Source organism: Shinella sp. 838, assembly GCF_029623935.1.
In the GTDB taxonomy this organism is placed as follows: Bacteria; Pseudomonadota; Alphaproteobacteria; order Rhizobiales; family Rhizobiaceae; genus Shinella.
On the sequence record NZ_JARSBQ010000001.1, the window covers coordinates 64305 to 82097 of the forward strand.

18 protein-coding genes are annotated in these 17793 nt (G+C 63.0%); 10 read left to right on the top strand and 8 right to left on the bottom strand.

Translation table 11 applies throughout. The annotated features are described in order from the left end of the window. Positions 1-4 precede the first annotated feature (4 nt). Positions 5-439, top strand: coding sequence for an Lrp/AsnC family transcriptional regulator (locus P9A16_RS00285; protein ID WP_024271305.1), 435 nt, complete (start codon positions 5-7; stop codon positions 437-439). 127 nt (positions 440-566) lie between these two features. After that, complete coding sequence (locus P9A16_RS00290; protein ID WP_023512665.1) at positions 567-1190, top strand: hypothetical protein; 624 nt, start codon at positions 567-569, stop codon at positions 1188-1190. A gap of 87 nt (positions 1191-1277) precedes the next feature. On the opposite strand, the gene P9A16_RS00295 is transcribed toward P9A16_RS00290, so the two are convergent. Beyond that, positions 1278-1985, bottom strand: a complete 708-nt coding sequence (locus tag P9A16_RS00295) for a GntR family transcriptional regulator (RefSeq protein WP_024271306.1) — start codon at positions 1983-1985, stop codon at positions 1278-1280. A gap of 226 nt (positions 1986-2211) precedes the next feature. Here P9A16_RS00295 and P9A16_RS00300 point away from each other — a divergent pair, with 226 nt between their 5' ends. The 6 genes from P9A16_RS00300 (at position 2212) to P9A16_RS00325 (ending at position 7564) form a co-directional block, all read left to right on the top strand. Then, positions 2212-3399, top strand: coding sequence for an ABC transporter substrate-binding protein (locus P9A16_RS00300; protein ID WP_024271307.1), 1188 nt, complete (start codon positions 2212-2214; stop codon positions 3397-3399). A gap of 96 nt (positions 3400-3495) precedes the next feature. Next, the gene (locus tag P9A16_RS00305; protein WP_024271308.1) at positions 3496-4365 is read left to right on the top strand and encodes a branched-chain amino acid ABC transporter permease; all 870 of its coding nucleotides are present in this window, start codon (positions 3496-3498) and stop codon (positions 4363-4365) included. A gap of 4 nt (positions 4366-4369) precedes the next feature. Further along, positions 4370-5341: a branched-chain amino acid ABC transporter permease gene (locus tag P9A16_RS00310; RefSeq protein WP_024271309.1), complete on the top strand. Its 972-nt coding sequence runs from the start codon at positions 4370-4372 to the stop codon at positions 5339-5341. Continuing rightward, a complete protein-coding gene (locus tag P9A16_RS00315; RefSeq protein WP_023516405.1) occupies positions 5338-6120 on the top strand; it encodes an ABC transporter ATP-binding protein in 783 nt (260 codons plus the stop codon). The genes P9A16_RS00310 and P9A16_RS00315 overlap by 4 nt, the downstream gene beginning before the upstream one ends. Before the next feature lie 3 nt (positions 6121-6123). After that, positions 6124-6846 (top strand): ABC transporter ATP-binding protein, encoded by a 723-nt coding sequence (locus P9A16_RS00320; protein ID WP_023516406.1) that lies wholly within the window; start codon positions 6124-6126, stop codon positions 6844-6846. Position 6847: 1 nt separating this feature from the next. Beyond that, on the top strand, positions 6848-7564 hold the full coding sequence (locus tag P9A16_RS00325; protein ID WP_023516407.1) for an aspartate/glutamate racemase family protein: 717 nt from the start codon (positions 6848-6850) through the stop codon (positions 7562-7564). A gap of 53 nt (positions 7565-7617) precedes the next feature. Here the strand turns inward: P9A16_RS00325 and derI are convergent, their stop codons facing one another. From derI to P9A16_RS00360, 7 genes are all read right to left on the bottom strand, one after another. Continuing rightward, the gene (derI, locus tag P9A16_RS00330; protein ID WP_023516408.1) at positions 7618-8076 is read right to left on the bottom strand and encodes a D-erythrulose-4-phosphate isomerase; all 459 of its coding nucleotides are present in this window, start codon (positions 8074-8076) and stop codon (positions 7618-7620) included. A 14-nt stretch (positions 8077-8090) separates the two neighbouring features. After that, positions 8091-8855 (bottom strand): triose-phosphate isomerase, encoded by a 765-nt coding sequence (locus P9A16_RS00335; protein WP_024271310.1) that lies wholly within the window; start codon positions 8853-8855, stop codon positions 8091-8093. Then, positions 8852-9625, bottom strand: coding sequence for a DeoR/GlpR family DNA-binding transcription regulator (locus P9A16_RS00340; RefSeq protein ID WP_023516465.1), 774 nt, complete (start codon positions 9623-9625; stop codon positions 8852-8854). The genes P9A16_RS00335 and P9A16_RS00340 overlap by 4 nt, the downstream gene beginning before the upstream one ends. A 79-nt stretch (positions 9626-9704) precedes the next feature. After that, positions 9705-10649, bottom strand: coding sequence for a sugar-binding transcriptional regulator (locus tag P9A16_RS00345; RefSeq protein WP_023516466.1), 945 nt, complete (start codon positions 10647-10649; stop codon positions 9705-9707). Between the two features lie 73 nt (positions 10650-10722). Continuing rightward, positions 10723-11658, bottom strand: a complete 936-nt coding sequence (locus P9A16_RS00350) for a sugar phosphate isomerase/epimerase family protein (protein ID WP_023516467.1) — start codon at positions 11656-11658, stop codon at positions 10723-10725. Positions 11659-11666: 8 nt separating this feature from the next. Next, on the bottom strand, positions 11667-13178 hold the full coding sequence (locus P9A16_RS00355; RefSeq protein ID WP_023516468.1) for a glycerol-3-phosphate dehydrogenase: 1512 nt from the start codon (positions 13176-13178) through the stop codon (positions 11667-11669). A gap of 15 nt (positions 13179-13193) precedes the next feature. Continuing rightward, positions 13194-14744 carry an FGGY-family carbohydrate kinase gene (locus P9A16_RS00360; RefSeq protein ID WP_023516469.1) on the bottom strand — a complete coding sequence of 517 codons (1551 nt, stop codon included), beginning with the start codon at positions 14742-14744 and terminating at the stop codon, positions 13194-13196. 771 nt (positions 14745-15515) lie between these two features. Here P9A16_RS00360 and P9A16_RS00365 point away from each other — a divergent pair. Further along, a complete protein-coding gene (locus tag P9A16_RS00365; protein ID WP_023517504.1) occupies positions 15516-16166 on the top strand; it encodes a DUF2291 family protein in 651 nt (216 codons plus the stop codon). Then, positions 16163-17704, top strand: a complete 1542-nt coding sequence (locus P9A16_RS00370) for a sugar ABC transporter ATP-binding protein (RefSeq protein WP_024271311.1) — start codon at positions 16163-16165, stop codon at positions 17702-17704. Before P9A16_RS00365 ends, P9A16_RS00370 begins: the two co-directional genes overlap by 4 nt. The last annotated feature ends 89 nt before the right edge of the window (positions 17705-17793 follow it).

Consider the following 17793-nt stretch of genomic DNA (forward strand, 5'->3'; position numbering starts at 1 on the left):
GGCCATGCAGGATACGGACGCCATCGACCGCATGATCCTCAGCATTCTCTCCCGCGAGGCGCGCATTCCAATGAAGTCGCTGGCGGGGCGGATCGGCCTGTCGCGCAGCGCCACCACCGAGCGTGTCAGCCGGCTGGAAAAGGCCGGCATCATCCGCGGCTACCGGGCGGACATCGGCCAGCTCGATGACGGGCAGATCCAGGCCTTTCTGCTTGTCACCCTCAAGCGCACGCCCTCGATCGGCGTGCTGGATCGCCTTGCCGGCTTTTCCGCGGTGCGCAAGGTCTCCTCCGTCAGCGGCCAGCTTGATCTCGTGGTGGAGGTGGAGGTCGGCTCGATCAACGCGCTCAACGAACTGCGAAACGAGGTCTCGACCATGGACAATGTCGAAGACCTGACGACCTCCATCGTGCTCAGGCGGGATATCGAGCGCAGCTGAGCCGAAAGAGCCTCTCTTGGCGGGTATCCGCGTGCCGCGGGAAGACGCGGGGGCAACGTGAATAGGCGGGGCGGCTGATGCGTTCCCTCTCGTGCGAACCATCGTGCTCGTGGCGGGGGAGAGGCAGTTGAACATCAGGGTCGCTTTTCTGGCGGGGGTCCTTCTGGTTTCGACAGGGCAGGATGGCTGGGCCGACTGCCTTTCGGATTTCACCGGGATCAACCGGCACCGTCCGGATGCGGTGCGCTACGGGGTCGAAGTGGTGGCCGACGTGCTGGCATCGGATGGAGCGGTGGTGCGGCGCATGGCTTCCTCCTCGCTTTTCGACATGACGCAAGGCCTGCGCATGAAGACGTCGGGGCTCAATACCCAGGCAGATTTCATCATTATCGGCGAGGAGGGGTGGACCCTGGCGAACGGGGCCTGGGTTCCGATGCCGGTGGAGCAGTTGCAGCAGTCGCTCGAGAGCGTGGTGGCCGATCGTTATGTTTACGATCAAAATGCACGGGAATTCGAGTGCCCCGGCGAGGTGACCTTCGAGGGCAAGTCCTACCGTGGTTTCGTCTTCCGTCAGAAGATCGGCACGCTGGATACGCGTGTCACGGCCTATTTCGACCCTGCCAGCTACCGTCCGGTGGCGACCGTCTCGGATGCCGATGTCAACGGCTACCGGCTCGCCATAACGACGCGCTACCGGTTCGATCCGGCCATCCGCATCGAGCGGCCGGAGGAAAAGGCATCATCGCCCTGACGTTTCGTCTGTGTCCTCCCTGCGCATCGCCGGCAGGCACGGCCGAGGATTGGCGCGGGCCATGCTGCCTGCTGGAGACCCGGCGGATCACGCCTTACCGAACAGGGCCATGAGATCGACGCTGTCGGAGGTCTTTGCGCCCGCTTCCAGATGCTCCTGGATGTGGCGCAGATGCAGGGTCATCATCCAGGCTGCCTTTTCAGCATCGCGCGTGTGGAAGGCGCCGACGATGGCGGCGTGGTCGTCGTCGCGACAATTGCTGACGCCGGGTGCCCCGAACAGGCCGATGATCAGCGAAGTACGGGTCACCAGTTCCTTCATCGTGCGGATGAGGATGGCATTGCCGGCGATCTGCGCCAGCAGCGTGTGAAACTGGCCGGACAGGCGAATCGCGTCGTGGCGGTGGCGCTCCTTGTGCGCCACATATTCCATTTCCAGATGGCGGGTCAGTGCGGCAATGTCCGCCTCGTTTGCGCGCTGGACGGCAAGACGGGCGATGTTCGGCTCCAGTGCGAGGCGGGCTTCGAAGACTTCGCGGGCCTGCTCGGGCGTCGGCGAGGCGACGAAGGCGCCGCGATTGGCATGCAGTTCCACGACTTCGCGGCTCGCCAGCAGGAGCAGGCTGCGGCGGATGCGCATGCGCCCGACGCCGAAAGCGTCGCACAGGGCCGATTCCGAAAGCTTCGTGCCCGGCGGCAATCGCTGTTCGATGACCGCTTCGAAAATGCGATCGACGATATCGCTCTCGTCGATCTCTTCCGCCTCAACCAGGTTTTCCCTGCCTACATCAACCACCGAATTCACCCTGACACGCGCAGTCTGTTGCACAGCCCCTAAATAAGACCGATTTGGTTGACCAACAAGCGCCGATTTCGTTGACACGGAACAGTATCGCGTGTTCACAACCACTTGACAAGATCGTTAACAATGCGCTCAATGCCTCTGCCAAGGCCGAGTGGGGCCGCCGCTTGCGACCCATGCGCCTATCAAAAACAGATCAATGGCCCAGAGGAAGAACATCATGCACAAGCGCACATTTCTGAAGATCTCCGCCCTTGCCGCCGCGACCATGCTGTCGATGCCGATGATGGCTTATGCCGAGAATGCCACGCTGAAGGTCGGTTTCGTCGGTGTCACTTCCGGCCCGGCCGCGTCCTGGGGTGTTTCGAACCAGCGCTCGATGGAAGCGCGCGCGGCCTGGCTGAACGAGCTTGGCGGTGTCAAGATCGGTGACAAGACCTACAATATCGAGATCGTGCCCTTCGACGACCAGAAGGACCCCAAGCGTGCCATTGCAGGCATGGAGAAGATGGCGCAGGACGGCGTGCACTATGTCGTCGGCCCGAACGTCGATGACGGTGCCGCCGCCGTGCGCCCGGTCGCCGAGCAGAACGGCATCATGTATTTCCCCTATGCCTTCCCGAAGGAACTCTTCACCGCGCCGGCATCGAACGCGATCCTTGGCATGGTGGCGAACTACCAGTCCGGTCCTGCCATCTACAAGTTCCTGAAGGAAACCAAGGGCGTGAAGAAGGTGGCCTTCGTTGCCGCCAACGAATCCGATCCGCTGAGCCAGCGGGAATCCGGTATTGCCGCCGCCGAGGCGCTCGGGCTTGAAGTCGTGTCGGGCAACGTGACCTATCAGGTGGACACCACCGATTTCACCCCGGTGCTGCTGCCCGTTATTCAGGCTTCGCCAGACCTGCTGGTGCTCTCCGGTGTTTCGCCGGCCAATGCCCCGCAGCTGATCCGCTCGGCACGCGAACTCGGCTATACCGGCCTCATCTCGACGGAAACCGGGCAGGATGCCAGCGTTCTGCAGGAAGGTGCGGGAGAACTCGCGGACGGCTTCATTTCCGTTGGTGGCGCGTCCACGCCGGAGCTTGCGAGCGACGCGATGCGGGAATTCGTCGAGCGCTATACGAAGATGTTCGGTGAGTATAACGATGAGTCGAACACCAAGGTCTATGCGCTCGAATACATCATCGAGACGCTCAAGGCGAACCCCGCTGCGATCGACAATGTCGATGAATTCAAGAAGACGATGGACACGTTCGAAGCCGCCAACCCCTTCATGAAGGGCGACGCCAAGCTGAAATATGTCGGCATGACGTCCTTTGGCCAGAAGCGGCAGATCTCCGTCCCGCTCGTCGTGAACGAGTACAAGGGCGGCAAGTTCGAGACGTTGTTCGTCGGTCAGGTCGACTGATCGGAGCCTAGGCATTGATAAGATGGGGGATCCGGACGGCGCGTCGTCCGGCCGGGTCCCTTTTTGCCTGAACCTTCTTTCCATTGGAGGCTCACGATGGAACAGATAATTGCCAACGGTCTCTACCTTGGTGCGCAATATGCGTTGATCGCCCTCGGGCTGACGCTGATCTTCTCGCTGATGAACGTGCTGAACTTCGCCCACGGGCAGATGTACGTCTTCGGCGGCTTCGTCACCTACACCGTCGTCGTTCAGCTCGGCCTGCCTTTCATTGTCGGCCTTTTCGCCTCGGCGATCGTACTGGCGGTCATGGGCGCGGCCATCGAGAAGTTCCTCTTCGCGCCGGTCGTGCGCCGCTCGAAGCGGGATGAATCGACCATGCTGCTTGCAGCGGGCGTCGCTTTCTTCCTCGATGCCGTCATCCTGCTGCTCTTCGGGGAAAAGCAGCGCGGCGTGCCGAAGATCGTCAACGGCGTGCTCAATCTCGATATGCGCATCATCATGCCCTACGACCGCATCCTGATCGGCGTGCTCGCCATCCTGCTCATCGTGGCCTTCATCGGCTTCATGAACTACTCCAAGACCGGCCGCGCCATGCGGGCACTCGCGCAGGACAAGATGGCCGCCCAGCTCATGGGCGTGAACGTCTCGCGCTATTCGATGATCGGCTTTGCGCTCGGCGCGATGCTGGCTGGCCTTGTCGGCGGCCTGCTCGTCACCATTACCGGCGTCAATCTCGGCATGGGCGGTCCGACCTCGGTCAAGGCCTTCCTGATGATCATGATCGGCGGTGCGGGCGTGATTTCCGGGGCGATTGCCGGTGGTTTCATCCTCGGCATGATGGAGAGCGTCGGCCTCACCGTGCTCTCGGCCTATGGCGACATCACCTATCTCGTGATCTTCGCCTCGCTGATGGTGTTCCTCGCCATCCGCCCGCAGGGGCTGATGGGCAAGCCGTGGGGTTGAGATCATGAACACGAAAAAGCTTCTCGGCTTCGCCATCCTCCTTCTCGTTGTCTTCGTGCTCGTGCCGCTGTTCATCAGCGCCACCGGACGCGTGGATTTCTTCTACACGCTGACCTCGGTCGCGCTGCTCTCCGTCGGTGCTGCCGGCGTCTGGCTCACCTTCTACATCGGCCGCATCAATATCGGTCAGGGCGCCTACGCGCTGGTCGGCGGCTATGTCTCGGCGATCCTGGTCACCCAGGCCGGCGTCTCCTTCTGGCTGACGTTGCCGCTGGCGGGCCTGTTCTGCGCGGTCATCTCCGTGCTGATCGGCTTTCCGATCCTGAGGCTCCGCGGCGTTTACTTCGCCATGGTGACGCTTGTTCTGACCGAGGTCGCACGCCTTTCCGCGCTCGCCTTGCCCGTCACCAACGGTGCCAAGGGCATTACCTCGATCCCGCTGCCCGGCGAGCTCTCCATCTTCGGCCTGACGATCATCCCGGCCTTCGGCACGCTCTCCAACCCGCGCTTCGGTTTCTACCTCATGGCCGTGGTGCTGATGGTCATCACCTACCTGGTGCTGTGGCGCATCGTGAATTCGCGGCTTGGGCATCTCTGCCGCAGCCTCCAGCAGAATGAAGAGCTTTCGGCCTCGATCGGCGTCAACACCGCCTATCTCCGGGTGCTCGCCTATGCGATTTCCTCGTTCTTCGGCGGCATTGCGGGCGCCATGTTCGCCTCCATCGCCCAGTCGATCTATCCGTCCTCCTTCGTGGTCGCCGACAGCGTGAACTTCATGCTCTACTGCTTCCTCGGCGGTCTCGGTTATGTCTTTGGCCCGATGCTCGGCACGCTCCTGCTCTATTTCGGCTGGGACCTCCTGTCGATCGCCCGGGAATATCAGCTCCTCATCTATTCCGGCGTCATGATCCTCCTCATGCTGGTCCTGCCGAACGGGGTTTTGAGCCTTCTCGACAAGAAGGAGGGACGCGCATGAGCACCATCCTGCAAATCCGCAACATCACCAAGCGCTACGGTGGTCTGACGGCTGTCAACGACGTCTCCTTCGACGTCAACAAGGGCGAGATCCTCTCGGTGATCGGCCCGAACGGCGCGGGGAAATCGACGCTGTTCAAGCTGATCTCCTCCTTCGTGCCGGCGACCAGCGGGGAGGTGCTGTTCAACGGCACGCGCATCTCCAGCCTCGCCCCGCACAAGGTTGCCCGCATGGGCGTGGTGCGCACCTTCCAGGAAACGACGATCTTCCGCTCCATGACGGTGCGCGAAAACATCATCGTCTCCCATCACCTGCGCTCCAAGGCGAGCCTCTTCGGCTTCTTCCTCGGCACGAGCCAAGCGAAGGATGACGAGGCGGCGTTTGCGGCCTCGGCGGACGACATCGTCGATTTCCTCGGCCTGCAGGCGATCCGCAACGAACTCGCCTCGAACCTGCCGCAGGGGCATCTGCGCGCGCTCGGCATGGCGATCGGCCTTGCCACCGATCCGAAGGTCATCCTGCTCGACGAACCCTTCGCCGGCATGAACCATGACGAGACGATGAAGATGGTCGGCCTCGTGCGGCGCCTGCGTGACGAGCGCGGCGTCACCGTGCTTCTCGTCGAGCACGACATGCCCGCTGTCATGAAGATCAGCGACCGCATCGTGTGCATCAACTTCGGCCAGAAGCTGGCCGAGGGCACCCCCCAGGAAATCCGCGAGAACGAGAAGGTCATCGAGGCCTATCTCGGCTCCGAAGATGCGGCGATCGGGATGTAAGCCATGACGAAGATATTGAGCGTTGAGAATATCCAACTCTACTACGACCACATCTATGCGCTGAAGGGCGTTTCCATCGATGTGGACGAAGGCGAAACCGTCGCGCTGATCGGCGCGAACGGGGCGGGCAAGTCCTCGATCCTCAGGGCGATCACCGGTCTTCGGCCGGTGAAGTCCGGCCAGATCTTTTACCAGGGGGCGCGCCTTGACGGCACCTCCGCCGCCGATGTGGTGCGCAAGGGCATCTCCATGGTGCCCGAGGGACGTCGTGCCTTTCCGCTGATGTCGGTGAAGGACAACCTCCTGATGGGAGCGTTCACCCGCACCGACAAGGCGGAGATCGAGCAGACGCTGGAAAACGTGCTGACGCGTTTCCCGCGCCTGCGCGAACGCTACCATCAGCAGGCCAACACCATGTCGGGCGGCGAGCAGCAGATGATGGTGATCGGCCGCGCGCTGATGGCCCGTCCGAAACTGTTGCTCCTCGACGAACCGTCGCTCGGCATCGCGCCGAAACTGGTGCAGGACATCGCCCGCGCCATCGTCGCCATCAGCCGCGACGAGAAGGTTTCGATCCTCCTCGTCGAGCAGAACAGCCGCATGGCGCTGTCCATCTCCAACCGCGCTTACGCGCTTTCCACCGGGTCGATCGCGCTGTCAGGCAATTCCAAGGATCTGATGAACGACGACCGCATCAAGGCTGCCTACCTCGGAGGCGAACTCTAAAATGAAAATCCTCGTCATCAACCCCAACACGACAGCATCGATGACGGACCATATCGGTAAGGCGGCGCTTGGCGCCGCCTCTGCCGGGACCGAGATCGTCGCGGTCAATCCGGCGAATGGTCCGGTCTCCATCGAAGGCTATTTCGACGAGGCGATGAGCCTCGCCGGCCTGCTCGGCGTCATCAAGGACAATCCGGATTGCGACGCTGTCGTCATCGCCTGTTTCGACGACACGGGGCTCGATGCTGCGCGCTGCCTGACAGACAAACCCGTCATCGGCATCGGCGAGGCGGCCTATCATTTTGCCTCGATGATCTCGAACAAGTTCTCCGTCGTCACGACGCTGGCCCGTTCCGTGCCGGCACTGGAGCACAATCTTGCGCGCTACGGCCTTGCGGCGCGTTGCGCGCGGGTGCGCTCCTCGGAAGTTGCAGTGCTGGAACTGGAGCAGCCCGGTTCCAATGCGCGCCAGAAGATCAGCGCGGAGATCGGGATCGCCGTCGCCGAGGACCGGGCGGAGGCGATCGTGCTCGGCTGCGCCGGCATGGCCGGCCTTGCCAATGATCTCGCACAGGAACACGGCCTGCCCGTGCTCGATGGCGTGACCTGTGCCGTGAAACTCGCCGAGGCCATGGGCGCCCTAAACATGCGCACCTCGCGCCTTGGCGGCTATGCCCCGCCGCCGGCCAGCAAGCTCGCGACGGCATTCGGTTCGTAAGCTCTTACGAAAAGCGGAATGCGGGAGATCGCATTCCGCTTTCGCGACCGGGTTTATTTGCCCGCGTTGTATTTGGCGTCGACGTCGTTGATCGCCTGAACGTTACCGGCCGAGCGGCCGTTTTCGTCAAAGGTCTGGGCGAGGAAGGCGTCGGCGATAGCCTTTGCCAGTTCCGAGCCGATGACGCGCGCGCCCATCGTGATGATCTGCGCGTTGTTGGACAGTGCGGCGCGTTCGGCCGAATAGGTGTCGTGCGTCAGCGCGGCGCGGATGCCCGGCACCTTGTTTGCCGAGATGCACACGCCGATGCCGGTGCCGCAAACAAGGATCGCGCGATCGTATTCGCCGGCGATGACGGCGGAGCCGACCCTGTCGGAAAGATTGGCGTAGAAGGCGTCCGGGCCGGCATCGGTGCGCGAGACTTCATGCACCTCATGGCGGTCCTTCAGATGATCGGCGAGAACCTTTGCGAGGCCTTCGCCCGCGCTGTCACCGGCAATGGCGAGTTTCATGGGAGATCTCCTTTTCAGATCGTGGCGGCGCAGCGCGCCAGAATGTCGAGATAGCCTTCAACCTTCCAGGCTGAGCGGCCGATGAAGAGCCCGTCGATATCGGGGCAGGCGATCAGTTCCTCGCAGTTCTGCGGATTGACCGAACCGCCATAGAGGCAGGGAATGCGCCGACCGAGCATGTTTTCCGCAACTTCGGCGATCTCGGCGTGGCGTGCATTGGCGTAGTCGGCGGTGGCCGGGATGCCCTTTTCGCCGATCGCCCAGACGGGCTCGTAGGCGAGCAGGATTGTTGCCTGCTTCTGCGTAGCGTCGAGCCGCGAGAGCGCGCCGCGCACCTGCTGGGCGAGCACTTCGGTTGCATGGCCGCCCTCGCGATCGGCGAGTGTTTCGCCGATGCAGATCAGCGGCACGAGACCATGGCGCACCGCCGCCTCGGTCTTGAGGCCGACCGTCTCGTCGGTCTCGCCGAAATGCTCGCGGCGCTCGGAATGGCCGAGTTCGACGAGGTCGAGATTGCAGTCCCTCAGCATGACGGGCGAGATTTCGCCGGTCCAGGCGCCGTCGTTCGCCCAGTGCATGTTCTGTGCGCCAACCTTCACGGAGGTGTCGGCAAGCAGTGATTTGACCTCGCGCACGGCAGTGAAGGGCGGGATGACGAAGCGTTGGATGCGGGCATCGCGGTTGCCGTCAGCCGCCTTGAGGCCTTCGGCAAAGAGCTTTGCCTCGGCCAGCGTCTTGTTCATCTTCCAACTCGTGCCGACCCAGAATTTCCGGCTCATGGCGTTTTCTCCTGTGTGATCCTGACCGTCGTTTTTCCGCCGATGAGTTCCGCGGTTGTGTCGTGTGGCAGGGGTTTGTCTGAAACGACCGTGTCGAATTCGGAAAGATCGGCGAGCACATGCAGCGCCGTATGGCCGAAGCGACGGCTGTTGATCATCAGGCATTTCTGGCGGCTCGCCGCCATCATCGCCCGCTTGGTGCGCACCACCGCCTCGTCCATATGATAGGCAAGGCGTCCCGATGCCGCCGGGGCCGAGACGAAGGCGATGTCGGCTCTCAGCCGTGACAGCGCCTCTTCCGTCACAATGCCGAAATAGGCGTTGAACTTTGCCGAATAGACGCCGCCGAGGCCGATCAGCGTCACGCCGGACAGGCCCTTGCCGCGCTCCAGGATCGCGGCATTGTTGGTGATGAGGGTGATCGGCTTCTTTTCGCAGAGTACGTCGCCGAGCACGGAGGCCATGGAGCCGTCGTTGATCATGACGGTCATGCCGGGCTCGACCAGTTCGGCGGCTGTTTCGGCGAGTTCCCGCTTGACGTCGGCCTCCTGCAATTCACGGAACCGGAAATCGCTTTCGAACTGGGTGCCCGCGTCGATCGTTGCGCCGCCGCGCACTTTTCGAAGCACGCCGGCCTTCTCGAGATCGTCGAGGTCGCGGTGGATGGTCATCTTGGAGACGCCGAAGCGCGCCGCGATGTCGTCGAGCTCGACGGCCCGACTTTCGACCAGCAGATTGATGATTTCCTGCCTGCGCTCTTCCCGTTTCAAGGCGTCCTCCGTCGCATGGCGGCTTATAACATCGCTCCTTCCGGATTATAACATTAAAAATGTGATTTTGAGATTTTTCTCATGTTGAGTTTTGCAGGAGCTGCCGGGCCGTCCGCTCGTCCGTGATGAGCCCATACAGCTTGTGGCTGTAGAGCACGGCGCGGATGGCCTCGGTTTTGACAGGACCGCCGGCGATGGCGACGATCCGGTCGCCGCCCGCCTCGGAGAAGGAAGCGGCCAGCGTGCGCGCTGTCACGGCTGTCTCAAGGATGCGGCCCTTGGCGTCGAAGAAATGGCCTAAAAGTTCGCCGACGCCACCGAGCGCCGCGATCTCCTCCAGCTCGTCCGGCTGCAACATGCCGGATTTGACGAGATGGGCCTGATTGTCGACCGTTCCGATGCCGACGATTTTCAGATCGGCGCTGCGGGCGAGGTCGAACACCTCGCTGACGCCGCGCTGGGAGAGCAGCACCTCGCGGTCCTCTTCCGTGTTGGCGAAGAAGGGCACGGGCATTACATAGGCCTGCGTGCCGGTTTTTTCCGCGAGGCGATGCATCACGTCATAGGGATTGGCGGCGTAGTTGCGGGTGAGGCCGCCGAGCAGCGAGACGAAGCGGGTGCCGCTCGCGCCGATCCGCGGCAGGTGACGGACGGCGGCGGAGAGCGTGCGGCCATGGCCAAGGCCGATGACGGCGGCTTCGCCTCGTTCGATCTCGCGGCGCAGGAAATTCGCGCCGGCATGGCCGAGCGTCGTCAGCGCCAGTGGATCGTCGTCGATATCGGGCGATACTTCGCAGTAATCGAGCCCGTAGCGGGTCGAAAGCTCCATCTCCAGATTGGCGCATTCGGCGATGTCGCCGTCGATGCTGACCTTCACCACGCCCTCGGCGACCGCGCGCGCGATCAGCCGGTGCGCCTTGACCGAGGGGATGCCCAGCCGTTTGGCGACGGCGGACTGGGTGAAGCCGCCGACATAGTGCAGCCAGGCGGCGCGGACGGCGAGGGAATCTTCATTGTCGGTCATCAGCGATGTCCTGTCGTGCCTTGCAACCGGAAGCGGTCTTCAGGCCCAGTCTTAGCAAGCGCTTACAAAATGGTCAGCCCAGCTTGAGGTCCGACGCACCGGTATCGATGTGCGGGGCCCAGAAGGCGATGCTTTCGGCGATCTGCGCAATGACCTCGCGATCGTTCGGCTCGCGCTCCTTGAAGGAAAGTTCGAGGCAGATTTCGTTGTCGGCGGCCCCGCCGTCCGCGAAGGCTTTCAGCAGCGGTTCGGGCTGGATGCGGCCCTTGGCATTGAACGCGGCGGTGAAAGGTCGGTGCCCGCCCTTGTCCATCAGGCTCTGCTTGATGTGGATGATCGGCGACACTTTCGGTACCGCGCGTGCCCAGGCGTAGGGATTGAAGTCGTCGGGGTTTTCCGAGGTGACGTCGCCGTGGTCGATGTCGGCCATCATCCACATGGGGATCGCCATGTTCGCGGCGGTCAGCCGGTCCTGCAGCGACAGGCAGGCGTCGATCGTCTCGCCGAATTCGCGGCCGATGCTCATCGGCTCCCAGAAGACATAGGAAAGGCCGGCACCCCTGGCGTGCTCTGCAACCTCGGCCCAACAGTCGATGGCGATCCGGATCAGCTCTTCGCGGCGGGCGGGATCGTCGTAATCCTTGTAGGTGAAGATGGCGAACTGGGTGCCCACGGAGGTGCCGCCGAGATCGCCGATGATATCGGCGAAGGTCTTGAACCAGTCGACATAGTAGCGGCGCACATCCGCATCCGGATGGCCGAAATGATTGAGACGGCCATAGGGGCCGGTCATGCCCGAGGTGACGCGCACGCCGGTTCGCTCCAGTGCCCGGTCCATCTGCCGCGTCAGCCGGCGGATGGTCGCTGCGTTCCAGCTTGGATTGATGAATTCATGGGTCAACTGCAGATCGCGCAGCTTGAGATCGCGCGCGACAGTGTCGATCAGGTCGTCGGGATCGGCAAAACGGTTGACCAGCGGATTGGTGTTGAGCGAGAGCGTCAGCGACATAACAATCCTCAGGCCGCGGCGAGGCGGGCGGCGTTGAACCAGTCGGCGAAGGCCGCGCGCTCGGCTTCCGTTAGGTGCAGGTAGTGTTTCGTGCGGCGGTAGAGGATGTCCTCCGGCGTCTCCGCCCATTCGCTGGCGACGAGATAGCGCGCCTCTGCCTCATAAAATTGCCCGCCGAAATGCCGGCCGAGACCGTCGAGGCCGCTCGCGCCGGCGACGACGGCTTTCGTGCGCGTGCCATAGAGGCGGCCGTAGTGGTGCACCAGCTTGCGCGGCATCCAGGGATAGGTGTCGCGCAGGCTGTTGGCGAAGGTTTCGTAGTCGGCGTTCGGCATGTCGCCGCCGGGAAGAGGCGCCTTTTCGGTCCAGTCGCCTCCCATGTTCGGGAAAACATGCTTGAGCCGCTGCATGCCGCGTTCGGCAAGCTCGCGGAAGGTGGTGATCTTGCCGCCGAAGACATTGAGCAGCGGCGCACCGCCGGTTTCGTCGAGGTCGAAGACGTAGTCACGCGTGACGGCAGACGGGTTGCCTTTGCCGTCGTCGAAGAGCGGACGCACGCCGGAGAAGGAATGCAGCACATCCTGCCGGCGCAGCTTCTCCTTGAAGTAGCGGTTCACCGCCTTCAACAGGTAGTCGATCTCACCCTCGTCGGCAGAGACATCCTCGGCGCGGCCCTCGTAGGCGATGTCGGTGGTGCCGATCAGCGCCTTGTCGCCCTCGTAGGGGTTGATGAAGATGACGCGCTTGTCGTGGTTCTGCACGAGATAGGCATTGGATCCCGCCCAGAATTTGGGCACGATGATGTGGCTGCCCTTGACGAGGCGCACATTGCGCGTCGAGTTGGAGCCGGCAACGCGGTTGATGACGTCGGAAACCCAGGGGCCAGCGCAGTTGATGAGGCACTTGGCGCGGAAGCTGCGGTTTTCGCCGGTCAGACTGTTCTTTGTCGTGACGGTCCAGGCGCCATTTTCGCGGCGGGCCGAGACGGCGGGCGAGCGGGTCAAGACAACCGCGCCCTTTTCGGCGGCGCCGATGGCGTTGAGGGTGACGAGGCGGGCGTCGTCCACCCAGCAGTCGGAATATTCGAAGCCGCGAGTGTACTGGTCGAGGATCGGCGTGCCCTCGGGATCGCGTGCGAGGTCGAGCGTGCGTGTTCCCGGCAGTTTCTTGCGGCCGCCGAGATGATCATAGAGGAAGAGGCCGAGGCGGACGAGCCAGGCGGGGCGATCCTGCGGGCTGTGCGGCAGCACGAAGCGCATCGGCCAGATGATATGCGGGGCGGCGTTGAGCAGCACCTCGCGCTCGATCAGTGCCTCTCGCACCAGGCGGAACTCGTAATATTCGAGATAGCGCAGACCACCATGCACCAGCTTTCCCGAGCGGGAAGAGGTGCCTTCCGCCAGGTCGTCCTTTTCGCAGAGCACGACCTTCAGCCCGCGGCCGGCCGCATCGCGCGCGATGCCCGCGCCGTTGATGCCGCCGCCGATCACGAAGAGGTCAATACGCTCAGGCTCGTTCATCTCAATCTCCTTGCTTCAGCGCGCCGCCAGAATGTTCCAGGCGGGCGCGATGCCTCGACGCACGTCCGAATAGGCGGCGAAGAGGCGCGTCATGCGTTCGGTGTCTTCAGGCTTCGGGGGCTCGGCCGCGCCGAGCTCAGGCGTCACCCAATCGGCGATGCAGTCGTCCATCGTGCGATACGCGCCGATGGCAACGGCCGCCATCATCGATGCGCCCGCGGCGCCCGCCTCCTCGCGCGTCGAGACGCGCACCGGCGCGCCCAGCGCTGCGCCGAGCGTGCCGCGCAGCGAGGCCGACCGGGCGGCGCCACCGGAAACGCGAAGCTCCGAGGGAAGCGTGCCCATGGCGGCGTAACAATCGCGTGTCGCCATGCCGAGGCCTTCGACGACGGCGCGTACGAGGTCGGGATAGCGGTGGCGGCTGGAAAGCCCGGTGAAATTCGCGCGGGCACGGGCGTTGACGAAGGGCCCGCGCTCGCCGGCTTCGGAAATGTAGGGATGGTAGAGAATGTTGCCGGGCTTGCTTGTTGCGAACCACTGATCGACGCGGCCGATCATCTCGTTGAGGCCGACGGTGATGCCGAATTCGCCCAAAAGATCAGCGCCGAGCTGGAGCAGCCAGTCGAGATTGATCGTGGCGCCCATATTGGTCTGGACCTGGGTGACGACGCCGGGGATCGGCAGGGCGATGACATAGCCGGTGCGCTCGGCGTTGAGCACGACCTCGGAAACCGGTTTTGCGAGCAGGTGCACACCCGTGGAGCCGATGGCGGAGCAGGCGGCGTTGCGGCCCTCGCTGCGCACGCCCGCGCCAAGCGCCGTCATGCACATGTCGACATAACCGAGGCAGACGGGCGTTCCAGGTTTCAGGCCGGCTGCCGCGGCAGCTTCCGCCGTCAACGGATGAACGGTTTCCGTGCCCTCGATTACCTCCGGCAGCAGGTTGCGGCGATGGGTAAGGCCGAGGGCGGCGAGCACGTCGCTGTCATAGGCGCGGGTGCGGAAATTGCCGAAGGTGAAGCTCACTTCCGACGGGTCGGTGGCGCGCACACCGGTCAAGTTCAGGTAGAGCCAGTCCTTGCAGTGCATTGCCGTTTCGGCGCCGGCCAGCAGGTCCGGAAAATACCGGTCCATATGGGCGAGTTGCGCGCCCTGCTGGCAGGTGTTGAGGCCGGTGCCGGTCGCCGCAAAACGCGCATGGTCGGCATCGGAGGCGGCAAGGCGCTCGACGGTCGGCGCGGCGCGGGCGTCGAGCCACAACCAGGCGTCGCCGGCCGGGCGGTTTCCGGCGCCGACGAGCCAGGTGCCGTCACCCTGGCCGGTCACGGCGATGGCGGCGGTGCGGTCTGCAAGGTTTTCGACCTTCTCCGCAAGGCCGCGCAGCGCGCGGGTGCAGTCGAGCCAGGTCTGGTCGAGTGATTGGGTCACGGCGCCGTCATCGGCGGTCGTGTAGGTGTTGCGCACGGAGGCGCTGGCGATCTGGCGTCCGGAGAGTGTGAAGGCGACGGCCTTCATGACGGATGTGCCGGCATCGACGCCGATGATCAGATCCGCCGCGTCAGCCATGGGAAAGGCCCGCAGCGCCCGCGGTTGCCCGCGTCGTCTCGCCTGATCCGATTGAGAGCATTCGATCCTCCCGACAGTCTCTCTGGAAATGTGTGTGGGTTCCCAAATCGAATTCTTTCGACTTGCCTCAAGAACCTACCACGGGCCGCCCGAATTTCACACAGGAACATAACACAAAGTTATCATGTGTCTCGTAAAATTTTTCGAACAACGAATTTTTTTTCAGTTATGATGGGTAGCTATCGGGGAATTCGTTGCGGCTCGCTTTTTATGGGGCGGCGCTGTCGCGTAGCGTGCTTTTGTTGCCCGAAGGCTGTCGATCGGGCTTCCTTGCTATTCGATAAGTTCCATTTTTCTCGTTTAATATCAATATTTTAGTTTATTTTCCGATATGCACTGGCGGTGACGGTGATCTGCGATCGTGTGGGTGAGAAGGACGCGTCGATGCCCATTCCTTTGCCGCCGAACTATCGCTCAGGACCAGGGCTGTACACGATGTTGTTAAAAAAAGCCGATTGACAGCCTGTGTTAATTTAACATATATACTGCGACATATAACACGCATATATCGCAATTGCGAAATTGTGTGCACTGCAGCGCAAGGCAGGTGAGGAGGCCGGGCCGGCGCCGTTCATGGGGAGGACATCGTGACATGTTCTGTTCGAAAGAATTCGACCTGCGGCCGCAACGCTTTGGGCTTGTCCCTTTTGCCGTCGCCCTATCGACGTGTCCGCCCGGAAAATCCCTCGTTCAACTGCAAGGCCAACCGACATGACTGACGCTGCGCTCGCAAAATCGCCCCAGCCTGCGAAAAGCTATCGCTGGATCGGTGTCGCCGCCGCCGTCGTGCTGCTCGGCGCCATGGTCTTCGACACGACGATCGTGCGCATCGGCTCGGAGGCCGACGTGCAGGTCCAGAAGTTTTCGCCGGAAGCGTATGGCGCGGAACAGTTCCCGCTGATCAAGCAGAGCGTCGAGACGCGGGCTGTCGGCGCCGTCGAGCTGTCGCAGGCGGTCGCCGCGGACAAGAAGGCGGCGGGTGAGAAATACGGCGTCGCCACCTCCGTCGGTCCGGTCATTCCGGTGAAATTCACCGGCGTCGTCGGCGAGCGCAAGGCGAATTACAACGTCGTCGCGGTCGAGGGGCTGCCCGCCGAGCTGACCGTGCGTGTGCAGACCGGCCCGGCGCTCAACGGCACGGATCTGCGCGATGCCACCGGCCAGATCGAATTCGGCCAGTTCAAGAACCAGATCGAATACCAGGATGCCGGTTCGGCCATCAACAACGAGGTCAAGAAGGTCGTGCTGTCGGGCATCGATCCGGCGGCGCTCAGCGGCAAGACGGTCTCGGTGATCGGCGTCATCAAGCTCGTCAACCCGAAGAGCTGGATCGTCACCCCGGTGAGGCTCGACGTCCAATGAGCGCGCTTGCGGAAACCGGCCGGAAGGGTGAAGTCGTGCTTGCCGCGCGCAACGTGGCGAAATCCTACGGTAGTGTGCATGCCCTCAAGGGCGTCAACTTCGACATCCATCGCGGCCAGGTGACGACGCTGTTCGGCGAAAACGGCGCCGGCAAGTCGACGCTGATGAAAATCCTCTCCGGCGTGGTGCAGCCCACATCGGGTGAAATCATTCTCGATGGAGAACCTATCGTTTTCGCGTCATCCTCCCAAGCACGTGACCGCGGTATCTCCATCATCCATCAGGAGCTCAGCCTCGCGCCGAACATGAACGTTCGCGACAACATCTTCATGGGTCGCGAAATCATGACGGCGACGGGTGTCGACTTCGCCGAAGAAGAGCGCCAGACGCGGCTCCTGATGGAAGAACTCGAAGAGGATATCGATCCTCTGACCCCGGTCGAGGACCTGCGTCTCGGCCAGCAGCAGATCGTCGAGATCGCACGCGCACTTTCGGTCAATTCACGCATCCTGATCATGGACGAGCCGACCTCGGCGCTCTCGGCCTCGGAAGTCGACGTCCTGTTCAAGGTCATCCGCGACCTGATGAACCGCGGCGTCTCGATCGTCTACATCTCGCACCATCTCGAAGAGGCGCTGCAGATCACCAACCATGCGGTGGTGCTGCGCGACGGGGCGATGACCGCCTATGCCGAGCGCAAGGACATCGATCTCGAATGGATCGTGCGGCATATGGTCGGCGACAATTTCGACCTCGGCTCGCCGCCGTCAGGCTACGACAAGGGCGACGTCGCGCTCTCCATCGAGGGGCTGACCGTGCCGGATCCGGGCGGCGCGGGCTATTCCGTCGTTGACGGCATGTCGCTTGCCGTGCGTGCGGGGGAGATCGTCTGCATCTACGGCCTGATGGGTGCGGGACGCACCGAGCTGCTCGAAACCGTTGCCGGCCGCCTGAAGGCGACGGCCGGCAAGGTCAAGCTGAAGGGCCGGGACGTCACCGGCCAGTCGATTGCCGCCTGCATTCGCGACGGCCTCGTGCTCGTGCCGGAGGACAGGCAGCGCGACGGCCTGGTGCAGACGATGACGGTCGGCCGCAACCTGTCGCTCGCCAGCCTCGGCGCGTTCACGCGCGGCCTCTTCACCTCGACCGCGCGCGAGGCCGGCCTTATCGGCGAGGCGATCCGCAAGGTGCATATCAAGACCGATGGCGGTGATGCTGCGATCGGCTCGCTCTCCGGCGGCAACCAGCAGAAGGTGGTGATCGGCAAGATGCTGGCGACCGATCCGGAGGTGATCCTGCTCGACGAGCCGAGCCGCGGCATCGACATCGGCGCAAAGGCCGAGGTGTTCAAGCTGCTCGCCGAGCGTGCGAAGCAGGGCCTTGCCGTTGTCTACACCACGTCGGAGGTCGGCGAATGCCTCAGCATCGCCCACCGCATCATCGTCATGCGGCGCGGCCGCATTTCGGCGGAATTCGGTCCTGACGTGACCAAGGAACAGATCATGGCCGCCTCGGGCGAAGCCGTGCACGCCCACTAGAACGAACCCAGCCGGGTTCATTCTAGATACTTGTTTTACCGCATTCTCCGACGCCGAGGCGATGTTCCGGCTGGAAATGCTCTAGGAGC

Bases quoted from the DNA above. Each gene is read 5' to 3' on its own strand.
- P9A16_RS00285 (WP_024271305.1), top strand. From the start codon at position 5: ATGCAGGATACGGACGCCATCGACCGCATGATCCTCAGCATTCTCTCC.
- P9A16_RS00300 (WP_024271307.1), top strand. From the start codon at position 2,212: ATGCACAAGCGCACATTTCTGAAGATCTCCGCCCTTGCCGCCGCGACC.
- P9A16_RS00305 (WP_024271308.1), top strand. From the start codon at position 3,496: ATGGAACAGATAATTGCCAACGGTCTCTACCTTGGTGCGCAATATGCG.
- P9A16_RS00310 (WP_024271309.1), top strand. From the start codon at position 4,370: ATGAACACGAAAAAGCTTCTCGGCTTCGCCATCCTCCTTCTCGTTGTC.
- P9A16_RS00315 (WP_023516405.1), top strand. From the start codon at position 5,338: ATGAGCACCATCCTGCAAATCCGCAACATCACCAAGCGCTACGGTGGT.
- P9A16_RS00320 (WP_023516406.1), top strand. From the start codon at position 6,124: ATGACGAAGATATTGAGCGTTGAGAATATCCAACTCTACTACGACCAC.
- P9A16_RS00325 (WP_023516407.1), top strand. From the start codon at position 6,848: ATGAAAATCCTCGTCATCAACCCCAACACGACAGCATCGATGACGGAC.
- derI (WP_023516408.1), bottom strand. From the start codon at position 8,076: ATGAAACTCGCCATTGCCGGTGACAGCGCGGGCGAAGGCCTCGCAAAG.
- P9A16_RS00335 (WP_024271310.1), bottom strand. From the start codon at position 8,855: ATGAGCCGGAAATTCTGGGTCGGCACGAGTTGGAAGATGAACAAGACG.
- P9A16_RS00345 (WP_023516466.1), bottom strand. From the start codon at position 10,649: ATGACCGACAATGAAGATTCCCTCGCCGTCCGCGCCGCCTGGCTGCAC.
- P9A16_RS00350 (WP_023516467.1), bottom strand. From the start codon at position 11,658: ATGTCGCTGACGCTCTCGCTCAACACCAATCCGCTGGTCAACCGTTTT.
- P9A16_RS00355 (WP_023516468.1), bottom strand. From the start codon at position 13,178: ATGAACGAGCCTGAGCGTATTGACCTCTTCGTGATCGGCGGCGGCATC.
- P9A16_RS00360 (WP_023516469.1), bottom strand. From the start codon at position 14,744: ATGGCTGACGCGGCGGATCTGATCATCGGCGTCGATGCCGGCACATCC.
- P9A16_RS00365 (WP_023517504.1), top strand. From the start codon at position 15,516: ATGACTGACGCTGCGCTCGCAAAATCGCCCCAGCCTGCGAAAAGCTAT.
- P9A16_RS00370 (WP_024271311.1), top strand. From the start codon at position 16,163: ATGAGCGCGCTTGCGGAAACCGGCCGGAAGGGTGAAGTCGTGCTTGCC.